Consider the following 20,164-nt stretch of genomic DNA (forward strand, 5'->3'; position numbering starts at 1 on the left):
CTTGCCCGACTCGACACCAACAGGTCATCCATGCGTCTGTTTCATACCTCCGACTGGCACCTGGGCCAAAGCCTGCACGGCCAGGAACGCGACTTCGAACACGCCTGCTTCCTCGACTGGCTACTCGGCCAACTGCGCCTGCGCCAGCCCGATGCGCTGTTGATCGCCGGCGATATCTTCGACACGGTCAACCCGCCGGTCAAAGCCCAGGAACGCCTCTACGACTTCATCGTCCAGGCCCACGAGCAGCAGCCCAAGCTGGACATCGTGATGATCGCCGGCAACCACGACTCGGGCTCGCGTATCGAGTTGCCCGCAGCCTTGATGCGCCGCCTGCGTACCCATGCGCTGGGCCGTGTGCACTGGCTGGACGAAGGCCAGCTGGATGCCGAGCGCCTGTTGATCCCGCTGACCAATGGCCGTGGCAAGGTCGCCGCCTGGTGCCTCGCCCTGCCCTTCCTGCGCCCGGCCGAGGTCACCGGCCCGCACCTGGGTGACGACTACCTGCAAGGCATCACCCAGGTGCACCAGCAACTGATCGCCGCCGCGCAGAAGAAGCGCAAGAAAGACCAGGCGCTGATCGCCATCAGCCACGCGCACATGGCGGGCGGTGCGGTATCGGAAGACTCCGAGCGCAGCCTGATCATCGGCAACGCCGAGGCGCTGCCGGCCAAGCTGTTCGACAAGGCCATCAGCTATGTCGCCCTGGGCCACCTGCACAAGCCGCAGAAGGTCAACCGCGAAGAACGCATCCGCTACAGCGGCTCGCCGATCCCACTGTCGTTCGCCGAAATCAACTACCCGCACCAAGTGCTGGAAGTGGAGCTGGACGGCACCGGCCTGGTCAGCGTCGAGCCGCGCCCGGTACCGCGCGCCGTGGCCCTGCAACGGGTTGGCCCGGCACCGTTGGGCGAGTTGTTGCAGCAATTGACTGACCTGCCGGTGATCGACCTGCTCGAAGACCCCAACCGCCAGCCTTGGCTGGAAGTGCGGGTGATACTGGACGAGCCGCAACCCGACCTGCGCCAGCAGATCGAAACCGCGCTTGAGGGCAAGGCGGTACGGCTGATCCGTATCAGCGCCGAGTACGCCGGCCGCAACAACGCCGAAGACGATGAGCTGGCCTTTGTCGAACTGGCCCAGATGACCCCGCAAGACCTGTTCAGCCGCGCCTGGGAGCAAGCCTACGGCAACCCCGCCGACGCGCAGGCACTGGCCGACTTCGCCCTGCTGTTGCAGGACGTGCAGCAGGAAGAGGAACAGCCATGAAGATTCTCGCCATCCGCCTGAAGAACCTGGCATCGCTGGCCGGCCCGGTCGAAATCGACTTCACCGCAGAGCCCTTGGCCAGCGCTGGCCTGTTCGCCATTACCGGGCCTACGGGGGCCGGCAAGAGCACCCTGCTCGACGCCCTGTGCCTGGCGTTGTTTGGCACGGTACCACGCCTGAACGACATCGGCCGCGAGGCCAAGGTGCCGGACGCCGACGGCGAAATCCCCACGTCCGACCCACGCAATTTGCTGCGCCGTGGTACTGGCAGTGGCTTTGCCGAGGTCGATTTCGTCGGCATCGATGGCCGCCGCTACCGCGCCCGCTGGGAAGCCAACCGCGCCCGTGACAAGGCCAACGGCAAGCTGCAGCACAGCCGCCAGAGCCTCTACGACCTCGACAGCGAACAGGTGCTGGGCAGCGGCAAGAACGAATACAAGCAACTGGTCGAAGCCCGCCTGGGGCTGAACTTCGAGCAGTTCACCCGTGCGGTGATGCTGGCCCAGAGCGAGTTCGGAGCCTTTCTCAAGGCTGACGACAAAGAGCGCAGCGAGCTGCTGGAAAAGCTCACCAATACCGCCATTTACACCCGCCTGGGCCAGCGAGCCTTCAGCAAGGCCCGTGAAGCTGGCGACGCCCACAACGCCCTGAAGGACCGCGCCAGCCACCTGCTGCCGATGGCCGCCGAGGCCCGCACCGAACTGGACCAGCGCCTGGAACAGGCGCAGCAGCAGTTCAAGGCCGACCAAGCCGGCGAGCGCCGACTGGAACAGCAACGCAACTGGCTGAATGAACAACGCCAGTTGCAGGTCCAGCATGCCGAAGCCGGCACCGCGCTGCAGGCCGCCGAACAAAGTTGGCAGCAACTGACAGAACCCCGCCTGGACCTCGCTCGCCTGGAGCGCCTGGCCCCTCAGCGTCACCAGTTCCACCGCCAGCAGGCGCTTACTGCGCAACTGGCGCCCGTGGCCGCGAAGATTGCTGAGCAACAGCAGCAGCAAACCGAACTGCAGGTGCGCACCCTCGAACTTGAACAGGCGCTAGGCGCCGCACGCCAGGCGCTTGCCGACAACCAGGCCCGGCATGGCGAAAACGCCCCGCGCCTGCGTCAGGCCTTTGCCGCCCAGGACAACCTGGCCCGCCTGGACCAGGAGCTGGTCGCGCAGCGCAGCACCAGCCAGCAGGCAGACCAGCAAGTCGCCGACGGCCAGCAGCAGCTACGACAGCTGGAGGACAACCAAGAGCGCAGCCTGCAGCAATTGGCCCAGATCGACACCGCACTTGCCCACAGCCAGCATCTGGAGGGGCTGGCCAATGCCTGGCATGCCTACCTGCCGCAACTGAAGCAGGTGATGCTGATCGGCGGCCGCCTGGCCAAGGGCCGTGAAGAACTGCCCGGCCTGCAGGCCCTGGCCAGCCAGGCCAATGCGCACTTGCAGACCGAGCGCGACGCCTACGACCTGCTGTTCCGCGAGGCCAAGGCCGAACCGCAGGCCCTTGCCGAGCAAATCGACCTGCTCGGTGGCATGCTGCAGGACAACCGCAAGCAACAGCGCGCCGTCGAGGAACTGTCGCGCCTGCATGGCCGTGAACAGGAGCTTCGCCAGCAGCTGGATGCCGTGCGCGAACGGCAGCAGCAGGCCATGCAGCGACGCCAGCAGCTGATCACCGAAGGCACCGCCGCCAAGGCCGAGCTCGAAGCCGCCGAACAAGCGCTGAACCTCACCCGCCAGCTGCTGGAACGCCAGCGCCTGGCGCGCAATACCAGCGTCGAAGAACTGCGCGGCCAGCTGCGCGACGGCGAACCCTGCCCCGTGTGTGGCAGCGCCGAGCACCCGTTCCATCAGCCCGAGGCGCTGCTGCAGAGCCTGGGTCGGCATGACCAGGCCGAAGAAGACGCCGCGCAGAAGCAGGTGGAAACCCTCAACAGCAAACTGGTGGAGCTGCGCACCCAGTTGGGTGTGGTCAACGCCCAACTCAAAGACTATCAGCAACAACAACTGCAACTGGGCGAACAACTGCAGACTCAGGTAGCCGAGGTGCAGGCACATAGCCTGTGGCCTGCTCTCGCCCCGCAGGACGACAAGGCCCGCAGCACCTGGCTCGACAGCCAGTTGCGACGCCTGGACGAAGAAATCGGCCAGGACGAGAAGCGTCAGAGCGCCCTGCTCGCCTTGCAAAAAGATGCAGCCCGCCTCAATCAGCAACTGCAGGCCGCCCACGAAGCGCAACAGCAAGCCCAGCGCCACCTGGAGCAACAGCACCAGGCCCTGGCCAACGACGAGCAGCAACTGCAGCAAGGCCTCGACGACCTGGCCGGCGTATTGCCCGAAGAAGCCGTCAAGGCCTTGAGCGACGACCCGGCCAATGCCTTCCTTGCCCTGGACCAACAGATCGCCCAGCGCCTGCAACAACTGGAGCAACGCAAGGACGAACTGGAGGAACAGCAAGCCCGTCAAGCCCAACTGGACAAGTTGCGCGACCAGCAACAGGCACGTATACAAGGCCAGCAGCAGTTGCAGCAGAAGCTGGCCGCCCTCGACGAGCAACGCCAGCAGGCCCAGGCCTCCCTCGGCGAACTGCTTGGCGAGCACACCAGTGCCGAAGCCTGGCAGCAGCACATGGACACCACGCTGGAACAGGCCCGCGCCCTCGACGCCGACACCGCCCAACGCCTGCAAGCGTTGCGCACCCAGGGCGTGCAGCTAGCCAGCGAACTCAAAGCCAATATCCAGCAGCAACAAGCACTGGACACCGAGTGCCAGCAGTTGCAGGGTCAGATCAGCCAGTGGCGCAGCGAGCACCCGGAGCTGGATGACGACGGGCTGGATCGCCTGCTGGCCATGGATGACGCGCACGTCCATCAATTGCGCCAACGCCTGCAAGGCGCGGAAAAGGCCATCGAACAAGGCCGCGTACTGCTGCAGGAACGTGAGCAACGCCTGCAACAGCACGCTGTGCACATGACCGTGGACACTTCGGCCGAAGCTCTGGAGCAAGCCCTGGCCGAACTGCGTGAACGCCTGGCCGGCCATGAGCAACAGTGCGCCGAACTGCGTGCACAGCAGGCCGACGATCAACGTCGCCAGCAGGCCCACCAGGCACTGGCGGCCGAAATCGAACAGGCTCACCAGCAATGGCAACGCTGGGCCCGCCTGAATGCCTTGATCGGTTCGGCCTCGGGCGATGTGTTCCGCAAGATCGCCCAGGGTTACAACCTCGACCTGCTGCTGCACCACGCCAACGCCCAACTGCGCCAGCTGGCCCGCCGCTATCGCCTCAAGCGCGGCGGCAGCGCACTTGGCCTGCTGGTACTGGACACCGAGATGGGTGACGAACTGCGCTCGGTGCATTCGCTGTCGGGTGGGGAAACCTTCCTGGTGTCGCTGGCCCTGGCCTTGGGCCTGGCTTCGATGGCGTCCAGCACCCTGCGTATCGAATCGCTGTTCATCGACGAAGGCTTCGGCAGCCTCGACCCCGAGTCGCTGCAACTGGCCATGGACGCCCTCGACGGCTTGCAAGCTCAAGGCCGCAAGGTGGCAGTGATATCCCATGTGCAGGAAATGCACGAGCGCATCCCGGTACAGATCCAGGTACGCCGCCAAGGCAATGGCCTGAGTGACGTGGAGGTGTGCGGGTGATCCTCTACTCGTTCCGCCGCTGCCCTTGGGCCATGCGCGCGCGCCTGGCCCTGCGCTATGCCGGCTGCGAAGTAGAAATCTGCGAGGTGGCGATGAAGAACAAGCCGGCAGAACTGCTGGCCTTGTCGCCAAAGGGCACGGTGCCGGTGCTGGATACCGGTGCCGGGGTACTGGAAGAGAGCCTGGACATCATGCGCTGGGCGCTGACGCAAAACGATCCCCAGGACTGGCGGCTACAGGCCGACCCTGTGGCCGCGCAGCAAGCTGAAGCCCTGATTGCGCGCAACGACAGCACGTTCAAGGCGCAGGTGAACCTGTACAAGTATGCCGAGCGCTACCCGGAGCACTCCCGCGAGCATTACCGCCAGCAGGCCGAAACCTGGCTGGCGGAGCTCGAAGGCCTGCTGGTGGGGCGAACCTACTTGCTGGCCGACCACCCGAGCCTCGCCGATGCCGCGTTGCTGCCCCTGATGCGCCAGTTTGCCGGGGTCGAACCGCAGTGGTTCGCCGAGGCGGCTTATCCGCGGGTGCGGAGCTGGCTGGAGGGGTGGCTGGCTTCGGAGCTGTTCAGGTCAGTGATGGCCAAGTGAAACCTGTTTCCTGTACTGGCCCTATCGCCGGTACAGGATTCAGGGGTGCTGTTTGCCACTCAAGGCCGCATGGAAGTTGGCACTCTGGCGCAGGTACTGCTCGGTGTAGCTGTGGGTGGCAGAAGCCTTGCCGCTGCTGTCAGCATGGGCATGCGCCGGCAGCACGACCGACGCGGAAATGGCGGAAGCGGCAATAACCGGGAAGAGATTGAAGTTCATCTGGGCTGACCTCGACGGCGGTGGTTTGACGGTGGCCCGTTTGGGCCTTGGGTCAAACTTACGCCGCCGAGGCCGCACGCAAAAATTCATTGCGGCAGTATCGATTATCACGCCGATCGATATCACTCGATGAACTTGAGGTCCGAGGGTGCATCCTGCTTCAGCGTCTGCACCGTCTCAAGCAGCTTGCCACTGCGGGGATCGCGACGTATCACCACGATCTGGTTGCTCTTCTGGTTGGCCACCAGCAGGAAGTTGTCACTCGGGTCCAGGGCAAACGCCCGGGGGTGATCGCCTTCCACCGCACGACGCTGCAGGAACGCCAACTGGCCGTCCTGTTTGCCCACGCTAAACGCCACAATTTCATTGGCCGTGCCACGGTTGCTCACATACAGGAAGCGCCCGTCCGCCGACAGGTGCAGGCCTCCTGCCGCTTTGGCCGCAGCCGATTGCTGATCAGTCAGCGGCAGGCGCTGGCGCTCAAGCAAGGCATCGTCCTTGACGTCGAACATCACCACTTCGCCACTCATCTCCAGCGTCAGGTAGGCATGCCGGCCCTTGGCGTCAAACAACAAATGGCGTGGCCCGCTGCCCGGCGGCAAGTCCACCGAGGCTGGGATTGCCGGGGTCAACGGTTTGTCCGCGCTGGCGCCGTCGTAGCGGTAGATGAACACCTTGTCTGCGCCCAGGTCACAGGCATAGACATGCTGACCATTGGGCGACAGCACCAGTGAATGCACATGAGCACCGGCCTGGCGCTCAGGATTTACCCCGCTCGCCTTGTGCCGGGCCTGTTGTACCACCGCCTTGAGCTTACCGTCCTTGGCCACCTGGATCACCACCAGGCTGCCGCCCGGGTCGGGCTTCACCGCGTAGTTGGCCACGAACAGGTAACGCTGGTCACGGCTGAGGCTCGCGTGGGTCGGTTCATCACCCTGCGTGGCCACCTGATTGAGGGGCTTGATCTCGCCCTTGGCGCTGACGCTGAAACTGCTGGCATGGCCGCCCGGGGTCTCATTGACCGCGAACAGCAGACGCTGGTCGGCCGACAGCACCAGCCACGACGGGCTGACGCTCTTCACCACTTGCAGGGGTGTGGGGTCGATATGGCCGGCTTTGTCGTCGAACTGATAGCGGTAGATACCCTGGCTGGCGCCATCGGTATAGCTGCCTACCAGCAAGGTTGCAGCGTGGGCGTGGATTGTCAGGCTCATCAGGCTAGCGGTCAGCAGGCTCGTCCAGGTCCGGTTCATCTTGGTCATCATCCGGGGCACGAAAGGCACTCATACAGACTAGCCGATGCTCGCCGTTGGCATCGCTGAGTCGCCATTCATCACCGCTGGCGATAGCGGCGGTGACTTGCTCGGGGGTGAAGGACCAGCGGCGCAACTGGCGGCCGTCCATGCATTCGACAGTGAGGCCGGACTCGTCGGCGGTGAAATCGAAGGCGTGCAGGCCGTCGATCAGGAGCATGTCGCAGGACTGCAGGGCGGTGGCGAGGGGGGACATGGGGGTACCAGATTGAAATGAGCCGGCATTATAGCCTTGGGGCCGCTTTGCGGCCCCCTGCGATTCAATGGGCGAAAATGGAGCCACCCTCCTTGCCCACCATTTTCTCCGGCTTGATCAAGAACCGCGCCAACGCCGGCAGCAGCCACAACGCACCAAACATGTTCCACAGCAACATGAAGGTCAGCATCAGCCCCATGTCAGCCTGGAACTTGATCGCGGAGAAGATCCAGGTGCACACGCCGATGGCCAGGCACAAGCCAGTGAACAACACGGCTTTACCCGTGGAGCGCAGGGTCTGGTAATACGCCTCCTGCAACGGCAACCCGGCACGCAGGAAGCTTTCCAGCCGGCTGTAGATGTAGATGCCGTAGTCCACGCCAATGCCCACGCCCAGCGCCACCACCGGCAAGGTCGCCACCTTCACCCCGATGCCCATGTAGGCCATCAGCGCATTGCCCAGCACCGAGGTCAGTACCAGCGGCAGGACAATGCACAGGGTGGCGGCGAACGAGCGGAAGGTGATCAGGCACATCACCGCCACGCAGATGTACACCAGGATCAGGATGGTCAGCTCGGCCGACTTGATCACTTCGTTGGTCGCCGCCTCGATGCCGGCGTTGCCCGCCGCCAGCAGGAACTGCAAGCCTTCCTTGTTGTGGCTGTCGGCAAACGCCTTGGCGGCGGCAGTGACCCGCTCCAGGGTCTCGGCCTTGTGGTCGTTGAGGAACACCAGCACCGGCGCCAACGAGCAGTCACCGTTGTACAGGCCGTCGGCACGGGCGATGGAGTTGTTGAGGATGTCCGGGTTACGCGACAGGCTTTCCCATTTCAGGCTGCCCTCGTTCATGCCCTTGATCACCTGTTTGGACACCGTCACCAGGGAAATCGCCGACTGCACACCCGGGGTGTTCTGCATGGTCCACATCAGCTCGTCGATCGGCGCCATGGTCGAGTGGACCGAGCACTGCTCCGGCGGGGTCTTGACCATGATCACCAGCACGTCGGAACTGGTCGAGTAGTTGCTGATGATGAAGCTGTTGTCCTGGTTGTAGCGCGAGTCGGGGCGCAGTTCCGGCGCCCCCTGGTCGAGGTCGCCGATTTTCAGGTTCTGGCTGTACCACAGGCCACCGGCGAAGGCGACCAGCGCCAGGGTTACAGACACCGGCGCCACCTTGGCACTGGCGAAGTTCGACAACAGGCGCCAGAACGGGTGCTCGCGGGTCGCGTCCTTCTTGCTGCGCTCGATGGCCTTCTTGCTGATGCCGACATAGGAAATAGCCACCGGCAGCAGGATCAGGTTGGTGAACACGATCACCGCCACGCCGATGGAGGCACCGATGGCCAGCTCGCGAATCACCCCGATATCGATGATCAGCAGGGTGATGAAGCCCACCGCGTCGGCAAGGATGGCGATCATCCCCGGCAGGAACAGCTGGCGGAAGGTGCGCCGGGCTGCCGTAAGGGCATTGTCGGCGTCACTCGACTGCAAGGCGATGCCATTGATCTTCTGCACGCCGTGGGAAATACCGATGGCGAAGATCAGGAACGGCACCAGCATCGAGTAAGGGTCCAGGCCAAAGCCCACCGCATGCATCAGCCCCAACTGCCAGACCACCGCCACCAGGGTGGTGATGAGCACGGCGATGGTGCTGCGGATGCACCAGGTGAACCAGTACAACAGTACCCAGGTAATGGCCAGGGCGACGCCGAAGAACATCGCCACCATCACCAGGCCGTCGATCAGGTCACCGACCTTCTTGGCGAAGCCGACAATGTGGATTTTCACATTGGGGTTCTGCGCCTGGAACTTGTCGCGGATCTTCTCTTCCAGCAGGTGCGAGAACTGTTGGTAGTCCAGCTTCACCTGCCTCCCTGGGTCCTGCGGGTCGGGGTAGCTCTCCAGCAGCGGCACATCGACGATGCTGGACTTGAAGTTGTTACCCACCAGCCGCCCCACCTGGCCGGACTTGAGCACGTTGTCGCGCAGGGTGTCGAGGCTGTCCTGCGAACCGTTGTAGGTGTTGGGGATCACCTCGCCACCTGAAAAGCCCTCTTCGGTAACCTCGCTCCAGCGCACGCTGGGGCTCCACAGCGACTTGAGCCCGGCACGGTCAACGCCGGGGATGTAGAACACCTCGTCATGGACCTGGCGCAGGGTCTCCATGTAGTCCTTGTCGAAGATGTCACCGTTGACCGCCTCCACCGAAATACGCACGGTATTGCCGAGGTTGGCCAGGTCGTTGCGGTGCTCCATCATCTGCTCGATGAACGGGTGCTGCAGCGGGATCATCTTCTCGAAGCTGGTGGAGGGGCGAATCTGAGTGGCCTGCCAGAACAGGAAAATGCTCACCAGCACGCACAGGGCGATGACCACGGGGCGGTTGTTGAAGATCAGGCGTTCGAGCAGCGTGGCCTTGTCCTGGTGATGCGGGTGCATGGTGATGCTCTCCCTGCTGGTCATCGGCTTGCCCCCTCGGCCCCTTGGGCATCCGCCAGGTGTACACCGCCCTGCCCCACCAACAGCAGGCCGCCGTTGGCCAGGCCGCTGACGCCTGCCAGGGCGATGCGGTCGGCGCGGTTATACACGGCAAACGTCTGGCCGCCATCGGCGCTGCGCAGCACGCTGCCGCCGTTGCCAACCAATACCAGGGTGCCATCATCGAGAAGCGTAGCGCTTGCCAGGCCGAATTCGAGGTTGCCGCGTGCGGCCTTGAGCTCGATCGGCTGCCAGCTGTCTCCAAAGTCGGTGGAGCGGAACAGGTTGCCGCGCAGGCCGTAGGCCAGCAAGGTGTGCGGCTGGGCGGTGCCGATCACGCCGAACAGCGAGCCTTCGTACGGCCCTTCAACCTTGGCCCAGGTCTGGCCGTTGTCGGCGGAGCGGAACATGCCGCCCTGCTCACCCACGATGAACAGGCCGGCATCGCGCACCCGGGCGATACCGTTCAAGTGCAACTGGTCGGGGTTTTCCAGGCGCTCGGCCACGTCCTGCCAGTGCTGGCCGCCGTCGGTGGTTTCCAACAAGGCGCCGTAGGCCCCCACGGCAAAGCCATGCTGGGCGTCGAGGAAAGCGACATCAAGCAAGGGCGCTTCGCGGGCGAGGTCTTCGAACTGCTTGGTCCAGGTAGCGCCGCCATCGTTACTGGCAAGGATTTGCGCATCGTGGCCGACCGCCCAGCCGCGCTTGTCGTCGAGGAAGAACACGGCAGTGAGCAGTTGCCGGGTGGGCACGCGGGCCTGCGTCCAGGTGCTGCCCTGGTCGTCGGAGAACAGAATGTGGCCGCGATCGCCCACCACCACCAGGCGCTTGCCGGCATGGGTGGCGCCGATCAACAGGCTTTGGCTGGCCTTGGCCGATTCGGTGGAGTATTCGTCGGCTGCGGCGGCCTGGGCACTGTCGGCCCATACCCCCAATGCCAGTGCCAACACTGCGCTGGCCGCCCATGGCCAGGCACCACGCCTGGCTGGCGCCTGTAGCTGTTCCCTCATGACTGCCCCCTTGTTGTGTTCTTTTTGGTGGGTCAATGCATTACAGACACTGCGAAAAGCCTGATATAGAGGCCTGCAATAGCTTGAGGGGATCGTAGCGGGGATGTTTGCGGGAGTACAACGGGCGGGGTGTTATGTTTTGTTGTCGGCCTAAAAAAGCCGGGGCCGCTGAGCGGCCCTTCGCGGGCAAGCCCGCTCCCACAGAGATATCACAGGCCTTGAAAACAGTGATACTCCTGTGGGAGCGGGCTTGCCCGCGAAGGGCTGCACAGCAGCCCCAGTTTCTACCAGGCTTAAGCGAGGCTCTTGCTCACCACTTCATACACATCACTGGACAGCTCACCCGAAGCCAGAATCCGCTCCAGCTCGCCCTTCATCAGGGCCTGGCGCGCATCGTCATACTTGCGCCAGCGGGTCAGCGGCGCCAGTTGCCGCGAAGCAATCTGCGGGTTCAGCGCATTCAGCTCGATCACCAGGTCCGCCAGGAAGCGATAGCCCGAGCCATCCGCCGCATGGAAGTTGACCAGGTTCTGCCCGGCAAAGGCACCAATCAGTGCACGTACCTTGTTCGGGTTCTTCAGGGTGAACGCCGGGTGCTGCATCAGCGCCTTGACCCGCGCCAGCCCGCCCGGCAGCGCGCTGGCGGCCTGTACGCTGAACCACTGGTCCATGACCAACGGGTTGTCCTTGAAGTGCTCGGCAAAGGCTTCCAGGGCCTTGGCCCGCTCGGCTTCGAACGGCGAGTTGACCAACACCGCCAAAGCCGTCAGGCGTTCGGTCATGTTGTCGCACTGATCGAACTGTTCCAGAGTCGCTTCCAGCACCTGCGGCTTGCCGCTCTGCATCAGGTACGACAGGGCAATGTTCTGCAGGCTACGGCGGGCGAAGTGCTCGGCAGAGGCCACATAAGCGGTGCTGCGCGATACTTCGCGGTTGGCCTGGTAGCGGGCCCACAGGGCGTCGAACAGTTGCTCGGCGATTTGCTGGCGGGCGAACTCGCGGGCAGCGTGGATGGCGTCCACGTCGGCCACCCGGCTGATTTCGGTGAGGTAGGCCTCACCCGGCAACGAAAGCATCTCGGCGACCATGGCGGCGTCCAGCGACTCGTTGCCCAGCACGGTGCCTAGGGCAGTGATCAGACGTTGGTCGAGTTTCAGGGCTTCGCCGCGTTGATGCTGGCCGATCAGCTCTTGCAGTACCTGCACCGACAGCTGCTGGCCCGCTTCCCAGCGGTTGAAGCCGTCGCTGTCGTGCTGCATCAGGAACATAAACTGGTCGCGGTCGTAAGGGAAGCTGAGCTTCACCGGCGCACTGAAACCGCGCAGCAGCGAAGGCAGCGGCTTGGCGTGGACACCCTCGAAGGTGAAGGTTTGCTCGACCTCGGTCACCGACAGCACACGGCTGGTGCCTTGGGCAGCGGCTTCACCGGCCAGTTGCAGCGGCAGGTCGTTGCCCGCAGCGTCCAGCAGGCCCAGCTCCACCGGGATCACGAACGGCAGCTTTTCGGCCTTGTCCGGGGTTTGCGGGCAGCTCTGGCGGAAGGTCAGGCTGTAGGTCTGAGCACCAGCGTCGTAGGCCTCGCTGACTTCCAGGCGCGGGGTGCCAGCCTGGCTGTACCAGCGCTTGAACTGGGTGAAGTCGACACCGTTGGCGTCTTCCATGGCCTTGATGAAGTCGTCGGTGGTCACCGCCTGGCCATCGTGCCGCTCGAAGTACAGGTCGCTGCCCTTGCGGAAGCCTTCGGCACCCAGCAGGGTGCGGACCATGCGCACCACTTCGGCGCCCTTCTCGTACACGGTCAGGGTGTAGAAGTTGGAGATTTCGATGAAGCTGTCCGGGCGCACCGGATGGGCCATGGGGCCGGCGTCTTCGGCGAACTGGTGGGTGCGCAGGTAGGCGACGTCTTCGATACGCTTGACCGTGCGCGAGTTCATGTCAGCGCTGAACTCGGCATCGCGGAACACCGTGAAGCCTTCTTTCAACGACAGCTGGAACCAGTCACGGCAGGTGACGCGGTTGCCCGACCAGTTGTGGAAGTACTCGTGGGCGACTACGCCTTCGACCCGCTGGTGAGCGGCATCGGTGGCGGTTTCGGCACGGGCCAGCACACAACTGGAGTTGAAGATGTTCAGGCCCTTGTTTTCCATGGCGCCCATGTTGAAGTCGTTGACCGCGACGATCATGAAGATGTCCAGGTCGTACTCGCGGCCATAGACTTCTTCGTCCCAGCGCATCGACTTCTTCAGGCTGACCATGGCGTGGTCGCACTTGTCGAGGTTTTCGGGCTCGACATAGATGCGCAGCATCACATCACGGCCAGACTGGCGCGTGAAGGTGTCTTCGACGCACCACAGGTCACCGGCCACCAGCGCGAACAGGTAGGCCGGCTTCTTGAACGGGTCTTCCCAGGTTGCCCAGTGGCGGCCATCCTCAGCCGGGCCGCTGCCCGTCGGGTTGCCGTTGGACAACAGCACCGGGTAGCGATGCTGCTCGGCGATCACCGTGGTGGTGAAGGTGCTCATCACGTCCGGGCGGTCGAGGTAGTAGGTGATCTTGCGGAAGCCCTCGGCCTCGCACTGGGTGCAGAACATCTTGCCCGACTTGTACAGGCCTTCCAGCGCGGTGTTGCTCTCGGGGTGAATCTTCACGCTGGTGTCGAGGGTGAATTGCTCGGCCTTGGGGTGCAGCGTCAGGCTGTCGGCTGCAAGCTGGTAGTCGCCCGCCTGCAGTTCCTGGTCGTCCAGCGCGGCGCGCAGCAGTTCCAGTTGCTGGCCGTCGAGCACCAGGGGCGGCAGGCCGGCACCGCGTGCCGAGTTGCGGCGCATGACCAGTTGCGCGTGAACCAGGGTGTGGTCCTCGAACAACTCGAAGGTCAGGTGCGTCTCGTCGATCAGGTACTCGGGCGCCTGGTAATCCTTGAGGTAGATCACTTGCGGTTGTTCGGTACGCATGTGCAGGTCCTTTTTACTGGAGCACGGCCAACTGGTAGGCCGTGTACTTGCGAATATTGATCACACCGGTGTCGAAGATCAGGTACTGGCCCTTGATGCCCAGCAGCGTGCCTTCGGCCACCCGGTCCTTGTCGAGGTTGAAGCTGACGATCTTTTTCGGGTAAGCCTCGACCGGGTAGTTCATCTGCACCACTTCGGCGTCGGGCAGCGGCTGGATCGCCTGCAGGCCGAAACGCCCTTGCAACTCGCGCAGGCCGTCGGCGCAGGCGTCGAAGATCTGGTCGCGAATGGCCGGCAGGTCAAGCACCTCGGCATCGCCCTTGAGCAGCGCACGCCAGTTGGTGCGGTCCGGCACCTGGCTGCGCAGCACGTCTTCGACCAGACCGGATTGCTGGCGGGTGGCCACGCGCATGATCGGCAGGGCCTGGCTGGCACCCTGGTCGAGCCAGCGGGTGGGCAGCTGGGTAGCGCGGGTGATGCCAACCTTGATGCCCGACGAGTTGGCCAGGTAGACCACATGGTCGGTCATGCAGAACTGTTCACCCCACGACGGCTCGCGGCAGGTGCCGGCGTCGTAGTGGCATTTTTCCGGGGCCATGATGCACACGTCGCACTGGGCCAGCTTGGTCATGCACGGGTAGCAGTAACCCTGGCTGAAGCTGGTCTTGGTACGTTTGCCGCAATGGTTGCAGTGAATGGCGCCGAGGTACTCCAGGCGCAGGCGCTGGCCGATCAGCGGGTTGACCGGCACCTGCGTGTCATCCAGACGGAAGCTGTATTGCACCACGGGTGCCTGCAGGCTTACCGCCATCTTGCTCAACGAGCCACGAGCGAGTTCGATCAATGTACCGAGTCCGACTTGAACAGAATGTTGGCGATCGGCGCGGACTTGGACGCGCATTCCTGCGGGCCCATGTAGCCAGTGCGCTGGTCTTCTGGCAGGTTTTTCATCTCCCAGGCGATAACGGCCTGCAGCGACAGCTCTTTCTGCTCGGCAGTGAGCTTGCGGCCATCCGACCATTTGCCGATTTCCACGGCCAGTTTCAGGCTCTCGTAGATTTCCGGGGTAATGTTTTCGATCATTTGCGCGAAAGTGGACATAGTGTCTCCTGATTCAAGCCGACAGTTTACGCCGGGCCAGCGCCCCACCCAAGAGCCCGGTCAGGCATCCGATGAGCAGCCCGCCCACATGGGCGGCGTTGGCGATCTGACCAAGGCCGAGGGTTCCGACCACACCGGTGAGGCACACCACCAGCCAGATCAGCATCATCACCAGCACGCCCTTGGGCAGGTTGAAGTAGCGGTTGGGCGCCAGCCACTGGAACAGCCACACATGCCCGAGCAGGCCGTACAGCACGCCCGACAGGCCGCCGAACAGGCTCGGCCCGCTGGTGTAGTGCTGGGCCAGGTTGGACACCAGGCTGAACAGCAGGGTCAGGCCCAGCAGCATCCAGGGGCCCTGGCGCAGCTCGATACGCTTGCCCAGCTCCCAGTACCACAGGCTGTTCATGGCCAGGTGCAGTACGCCGAAGTGCAGCAGCATGGGCGATACCAGGCGCCACCACTGGCCTTCGTCCAGAACCTGCGCCAGCGAGCTGAAGTACAGGTAGTCACCCTGGACACGGAAGTCGAGGAAGGTGAACCAGCTGATGGTGGTGAAGTTGTCGCCCAGGCTGGTAAGGCCGGCGACGATGAAGCACAGCAGCAGGGTGAGGGTGGTGACCTTGCAGGCTTTGGCTTGTTCTACCAGGGAGGGTTGTGTGGGGCTATTCGCGGCGGTTCGGCGCCCCGACAAGCCCGCTCCCACAGGTTCGTCGGTTGCCGGGATGTCTGCGTTGCCGTCAGGGAAGCGCTGGTAGAGTTGCAGCACGTCATCGGCGAGGGTATCGGGGGCCCAGAGGACTTGGGCATCGCCCTCTTCGCTCACCCGGTGCGGCACCTGCAGGCGCTGCAGCAGGTGAACGAAGCCGCTGAGGTCGACCGACAGCGGCAGGCGCATCACTTCGATAATGTTCATTGGTTGGCCTGTGGGCGGTCGACGTCGACCCAGACGAACTTGTGCGGGTCGATGCGGGTTTCATCATCCAGCCGGTAGGCGACCAGCTTGCCGTAGAGCACGGCGCTGTAGTCCAGGCAGGCCAGGTTGGCACGGATTGGCGCAGGACGGCCGCTGCGCCAGTAGTGGCCGACAAACAACAGCGGCTCGTCTTCGTCATAGCGCAGCAGGGCGTTCTTCTGGCTGTGGCTGAGCGGGGTACTGGCCACCTCTTCGGGCAGGGCATCGGGCTGGAATACGATATCGCCGTAGGTTTGCGGGTCTTCTTCCCAGAACTTGGTGCGGAAGAAGGCACGGGTCAAGCCGTCGCCACCGGTCAGCGTCAGGCCGTCCGGCAGGCGCATGTCGGTGCCGCGCAACAGGCGGTTGCACACCGTGTCGGCAAAACTGCCACTGACTGCCGAGGCCTGGATGAAGTGCTCATCGATGCGCCCGTCAGGGTATTGTTGACGCAGCGGTTCGATCAAGCGCGGATCCCAGCAGGCATGTACCAGGCGGAACCGCCCAGCGTCGATGAACAGCGGCAGTTGATAGAACCAGTTGACGAAGTCGTGCCAGTCGCCGGGATGGTGGGCGAACTGGGTCAGGGTTTCGTCGATCAGCCGGGCGTGACGTGGCGTGTGCTCGCGCACATAGGCCTTGCCACTGCCGGGCAGCGCCGGGGTGACCCAGCCGAGGGCGTTGTACTCGTGGTTGCCCATGATGCAGAACGCCTGGCCGGCCTCGACCATGTCGTGGACGATGTGCAGCGCCTCGCGGATACGCGGCCCGCGGTCGACGATATCACCCAGGAACAGCGCCTGGCGCCGCGGGTGGCGCCACACACCGGCCACGCGCTTGTAACCGAGGGCGTCGAGCAGGCGTTCAAGGGTCAATGCACAGCCGTGCACGTCACCGATGATGTCGAAACTTCGCGCCGGATCGAGCATCAGTCGTCCCTGCTCCCCAGACGGCTGCCCCAACCCAGCTTGGTGCGGCAGACCTCGTAGTAATTGTGGTCCAGCGGGTGGATCAGGCGCAGCTTCTGCGGCTTCTTGCTGACCGTGATGGTGTCGCCGGGGGCGCAGGTGAAGTGGTTCTGGCCGTCACAGGACACTTGCGGGTAAATCTGCAGGTCCTTGGACACCACGATCTTCAGTTCGCTGTTGCCGTCGACCACGATCGGCCGGCCCGACAAGGTGTGCGGGTACATCGGCACGATGACGATGGCATCGAGCTTGGGGTGCATGATCGGGCCACCGGCCGACAGCGCGTAGGCGGTGGAACCGGTGGGGGTGGCGACGATCAGGCCGTCGGCCTTCTGGCTGCAGACGAACTGGCCGTCGATGTAGATCTCGAACTCGATCATGCGCGTGGACTTGCCCGGGTGCAGCACCACGTCGTTCAGCGCATCGCCCTGGCCGATGGCCTCATGATGACGGCGCACCTCGGCCTGCAGCAGGAAGCGGTTTTCCACCAGGTAGTGGCCGTCGAGTACCTCAGCGACCTTCTCTTCCAGCTCGTCAGGACGGATGTCGGTGAGAAAGCCCAGGTTGCCACGGTTGATGCCCAGCACCGGAATGTTGTGGCGAGCCAGGGCGCGGGCAGCGCCCAACAGGCTGCCGTCGCCGCCAACCACGATGACCAGGTCGCAGACTTCGCCCAGCAGCTTGCGGGTGGAGGTTTGCAGGCCATGGCCGGGCAGCACTTCGGCGATGGTGTCCTCGAGAATCACATGCAGGTGGCGCTCGAGGAGGAATTTTTTCAGTCGGCGAATGGTGTCGAGCACCTGCGAGCTGCCAAGGCGACCGATGATACCGATATTGCGAAATTGCTCCATGGGGCTCCTGCGAGGCTCTGCGGCGGGTGACGATGGGCCGATTATGGGCGAAACCACCCGGCAGCGGCAAACCGGCTATGCTCGCTGGATGATGCCATTCGCCCTGCTCCATGACCTGCCCCGGCACCTGCGCCGCCCAGCGGTGCGCGACCTGGCATGGGCCCTGCTGTCGCCACCCCTGCTCAGCGCCCCGCCCTGCCCCCAGCGCCACCCGCTGGCGGGTAGCCTGTGGGCGCAGCAGCCGATGCGCCTTGAGCAGTGGTTGCGGGCCCTGGATGACGACGACCGCCCCTTGCAAGACTGGCTGGCGAAACTCGGCAGCCGGCGGTTAGGGCATTACTACGAACGCCTGTGGCAATTTGCCCTGGGCCAGGCGCCGGGCATCGAGCTACTGGCAGCCAACCTGGCAATTCGTGACGCGGGGCGCACGCTGGGCGAGCTGGACGTGGTGCTGTGCGACCGCGACGGCGTGCATCACCTGGAACTGGCAATCAAGTTGTACCTGGGGCCGGAAGGCGCCGGGCACGACCCGCAAGCCTGGCTGGGGCCAGGCTGCCATGACCGGCTGGGGACCAAGCTTGCGCACCTGACGGGGCATCAGTTGCCCATGTCGAAGGCGGCGCACAGCCGCGAGCTGCTGGCCCGGTTGGGGATTGATCAGGTGCAGGCACATGTGTGGCTGGGTGGCTATCTGTTCTATCCGTGGCCGGGGCATGCCGAGCCGCCTGCGGGCGCCAACCCGCAGCACTTGCGCGGGCGCTGGGTGCGACGGCGGGACTGGGTCATGGCAGCGGGTGAGCATTGGCAGCCGCTGCAGCGGCATGCCTGGCTGGCACCTGCGCGGGTCGAGGCAGGCGAAGGCTGGACGGCGGCACAGTTTGCGGCCTGGTTGCATGTGCTGGAACGGCAGGCGCCGGCGCAGTTGCTGGTGAGGTTGGCGCCTGATGCTGATGGTACTTGGCAGGAGGTGGAGCGGGTGTTTCTGGTGGCTGACAGTTGGCCATTTACACCCGAGGCATGATGTCGCCCGCGAAGAGATCGGCGCAGACAACACAATTTTCACAGACCCAGCGCAAAGATTTGTTCCCGCTAACCCTTACAGTGGTACCTGAGCGCCAGCAAGAGCGCCATTCCGACCTGATGACGAGGACCGATCATGGTTTCATCCACCCCCGCGACCCACTATGCGCGCCTGTCCATCGCCCTGCATTGGCTGATGCTGGTGCTGCTGGCCGCTGTCTACGCCCTTATCGAACTGCGCGGCCTGTTCCCCAAGGACAGCGTTGAACGCAACCTGATGAAAGACCTGCACTTCATGCTCGGGCTCAGTGTGTTCGTGCTGGTCTGGCTGCGCCTGGCCGTACGCGTGAGCCGACCGACCCCACCCATCGTGCCCAAGCCACCCGCCTGGCAGACCGGCCTTGCGCACCTGATGCACCTGGCGCTGTATCTGCTGATGATCGGCCTGCCGCTGGCCGGCTGGCTGATCCTCAGCGCCGCCGACAAACCGGTGCCGTTCTTCGGCCTGGAGCTGCCACACCTGATCGGCCCTGACCCGGACCAGGCCAAGTTCATCAAAGGCTGGCATGAACGCATCGGCAGTTGGGGCTACTGGCTGATCGGCCTGCACGCGCTGGCCGGCCTGTATCACCACTATGTGCAGCGCGACAACACGCTGCTGCGCATGCTGCCCTACAAGTAACCGCGCCGGCCCTGAAGGCCACCTGTGTGCACAACGATAAGGCGGGTGCCGGGCGTGAACAGCCCGGCCTCGACCTGATCACGCAGGGCCAGCAGGGCCTTGCCGGTGTAGAGGGCTTCGAGTGGCACGCCGCTGTGCTGCTCGCACTCGGCGATGAAGACCAGCAGGTCATCGTCGAACTTGCCGAAACCGCTGCGGCAGGCGTCGTGTAGCTGGTAACCGTGGGCGCCGGCCAGCGCTGCCACCGTCTGCGGCACACCATGATCCCTGGGCACCGCCAGTGCGCCATGTACGGCATGTGTGCCTGCCTCTGCCAGTACCAGGCCGGCCAAGGTTGTACCCGTTCCAGCAGCCAACCACCAGGCGTCATAATCCGACCAGCCCAGTGCCGCAATCTGCGAGCGCGCCTGCTCCATGATCAGGGCGCAACCCTGTGCGCCGGCCAGCCCGCCGCCGCCTTCTGGGATGCAATGCCAGCCGGGGTAGCAGGCCTGCCAGGGTTGCCAGAAGCCGGCTTCGTTGCGTGCACGATACCCGCCATAGCCCAGCCAGTGCAGCTCCATGCCCAGCGCCTGCAAGTCACGCACAGTAGGTGTGTCCTGGGCGTGGCCGCGCAGCAGGCCGGCAGTGGCGAAACCGAAGCGCTTGCCTGCGGCGGCCAGGGCGTGCAGATGATTGGAATGATTGCCGCCGAGGCTGACAAGGCCAGGGGCGTTGCGGGTACTGGCTTGCTGCAGGTGATGGCGCAGCTTGAACCACTTGTTGCCGCTGATAAGCGGGTCGATCAGGTCCAGGCGCAGGATGGCGGCCTCGACACTGGCAGTTGCCAGCCAAGGCAGGTTCAGGGGTTGCAGGGGCGCTTGTGGGAGGTCGAAAAACATCGTGCGAGTTTACCAGCGAAATCCTGGGGCCGCTGTGC

At 64.2% G+C, this 20,164-nt stretch carries 17 protein-coding genes; 5 read left to right on the forward strand and 12 right to left on the reverse strand.

Features of this window, described 5'->3' with window-relative positions; genetic code table 11:
- Positions 1-30 precede the first annotated feature (30 nt).
- The 3 genes from QQL85_RS20630 to QQL85_RS20640 are packed head-to-tail and all read left to right on the forward strand — an operon-like array spanning position 31 to position 5,500.
- A complete protein-coding gene (locus QQL85_RS20630; protein ID WP_284357207.1) occupies positions 31-1,269 on the forward strand; it encodes an exonuclease SbcCD subunit D C-terminal domain-containing protein in 1,239 nt (412 codons plus the stop codon).
- Positions 1,266-4,910 carry an AAA family ATPase gene (locus tag QQL85_RS20635; protein WP_284357208.1) on the forward strand — a complete coding sequence of 1,215 codons (3,645 nt, stop codon included), beginning with the start codon at positions 1,266-1,268 and terminating at the stop codon, positions 4,908-4,910. The genes QQL85_RS20630 and QQL85_RS20635 overlap by 4 nt, the downstream gene beginning before the upstream one ends.
- Positions 4,907-5,500, forward strand: a complete 594-nt coding sequence (locus QQL85_RS20640) for a glutathione S-transferase (RefSeq protein ID WP_284357209.1) — start codon at positions 4,907-4,909, stop codon at positions 5,498-5,500. The genes QQL85_RS20635 and QQL85_RS20640 overlap by 4 nt, the downstream gene beginning before the upstream one ends.
- A 39-nt stretch (positions 5,501-5,539) precedes the next feature.
- On the opposite strand, the gene QQL85_RS20645 is transcribed toward QQL85_RS20640, so the two are convergent.
- The 11 genes from QQL85_RS20645 to QQL85_RS20695 form a co-directional block, all read right to left on the reverse strand.
- A complete protein-coding gene (locus tag QQL85_RS20645; protein WP_284357210.1) occupies positions 5,540-5,719 on the reverse strand; it encodes a hypothetical protein in 180 nt (59 codons plus the stop codon).
- Positions 5,720-5,841: 122 nt separating this feature from the next.
- Positions 5,842-6,972, reverse strand: coding sequence for a lactonase family protein (locus tag QQL85_RS20650; protein ID WP_284357211.1), 1,131 nt, complete (start codon positions 6,970-6,972; stop codon positions 5,842-5,844).
- Complete coding sequence (locus QQL85_RS20655) at positions 6,938-7,228, reverse strand: DUF5629 family protein (RefSeq protein ID WP_284357212.1); 291 nt, start codon at positions 7,226-7,228, stop codon at positions 6,938-6,940. Before QQL85_RS20655 ends, QQL85_RS20650 begins: the two co-directional genes overlap by 35 nt.
- Positions 7,229-7,292: 64 nt before the next feature.
- Positions 7,293-9,668: an efflux RND transporter permease subunit gene (locus tag QQL85_RS20660; RefSeq protein ID WP_284357225.1), complete on the reverse strand. Its 2,376-nt coding sequence runs from the start codon at positions 9,666-9,668 to the stop codon at positions 7,293-7,295.
- A 20-nt stretch (positions 9,669-9,688) separates the two neighbouring features.
- Positions 9,689-10,717 (reverse strand): WD40/YVTN/BNR-like repeat-containing protein, encoded by a 1,029-nt coding sequence (locus QQL85_RS20665; RefSeq protein ID WP_284357213.1) that lies wholly within the window; start codon positions 10,715-10,717, stop codon positions 9,689-9,691.
- A gap of 293 nt (positions 10,718-11,010) precedes the next feature.
- Positions 11,011-13,668, reverse strand: coding sequence for an aminopeptidase N (gene pepN / locus QQL85_RS20670; RefSeq protein ID WP_284357214.1), 2,658 nt, complete (start codon positions 13,666-13,668; stop codon positions 11,011-11,013).
- A gap of 13 nt (positions 13,669-13,681) precedes the next feature.
- Positions 13,682-14,512: a DUF2797 domain-containing protein gene (locus tag QQL85_RS20675; RefSeq protein WP_284357215.1), complete on the reverse strand. Its 831-nt coding sequence runs from the start codon at positions 14,510-14,512 to the stop codon at positions 13,682-13,684.
- Positions 14,509-14,769: a YeaC family protein gene (locus tag QQL85_RS20680; protein WP_003260154.1), complete on the reverse strand. Its 261-nt coding sequence runs from the start codon at positions 14,767-14,769 to the stop codon at positions 14,509-14,511. The genes QQL85_RS20675 and QQL85_RS20680 overlap by 4 nt, the downstream gene beginning before the upstream one ends.
- 13 nt (positions 14,770-14,782) lie before the next feature.
- A complete protein-coding gene (locus QQL85_RS20685; protein WP_284357216.1) occupies positions 14,783-15,685 on the reverse strand; it encodes a rhomboid family intramembrane serine protease in 903 nt (300 codons plus the stop codon).
- Positions 15,682-16,656 (reverse strand): metallophosphoesterase, encoded by a 975-nt coding sequence (locus QQL85_RS20690; protein WP_284357226.1) that lies wholly within the window; start codon positions 16,654-16,656, stop codon positions 15,682-15,684. The genes QQL85_RS20685 and QQL85_RS20690 overlap by 4 nt, the downstream gene beginning before the upstream one ends.
- On the reverse strand, positions 16,653-17,543 hold the full coding sequence (locus tag QQL85_RS20695; protein ID WP_008090067.1) for an NAD(+) kinase: 891 nt from the start codon (positions 17,541-17,543) through the stop codon (positions 16,653-16,655). The genes QQL85_RS20690 and QQL85_RS20695 overlap by 4 nt, the downstream gene beginning before the upstream one ends.
- A gap of 43 nt (positions 17,544-17,586) precedes the next feature.
- Between QQL85_RS20695 and QQL85_RS20700 the strand changes: the two genes are divergently transcribed.
- The gene (locus QQL85_RS20700) at positions 17,587-18,564 is read left to right on the forward strand and encodes a DUF1853 family protein (protein ID WP_284357217.1); all 978 of its coding nucleotides are present in this window, start codon (positions 17,587-17,589) and stop codon (positions 18,562-18,564) included.
- Between the two features lie 135 nt (positions 18,565-18,699).
- On the forward strand, positions 18,700-19,245 hold the full coding sequence (locus QQL85_RS20705) for a cytochrome b (protein ID WP_284357218.1): 546 nt from the start codon (positions 18,700-18,702) through the stop codon (positions 19,243-19,245).
- Here the strand turns inward: QQL85_RS20705 and QQL85_RS20710 are convergent.
- Entirely contained in the window at positions 19,236-20,126 is an 891-nt protein-coding gene (locus QQL85_RS20710) for a 1-aminocyclopropane-1-carboxylate deaminase/D-cysteine desulfhydrase (protein ID WP_284357219.1), read from the reverse strand. The genes QQL85_RS20705 and QQL85_RS20710 overlap by 10 nt on opposite strands.
- Between the last annotated feature and the right edge of the window lie 38 nt (positions 20,127-20,164).

Origin of the sequence: Pseudomonas putida (assembly GCF_030159595.1) — a bacterium.
Taxonomy (GTDB): domain Bacteria; phylum Pseudomonadota; class Gammaproteobacteria; order Pseudomonadales; family Pseudomonadaceae; genus Aquipseudomonas; species Aquipseudomonas putida_AC.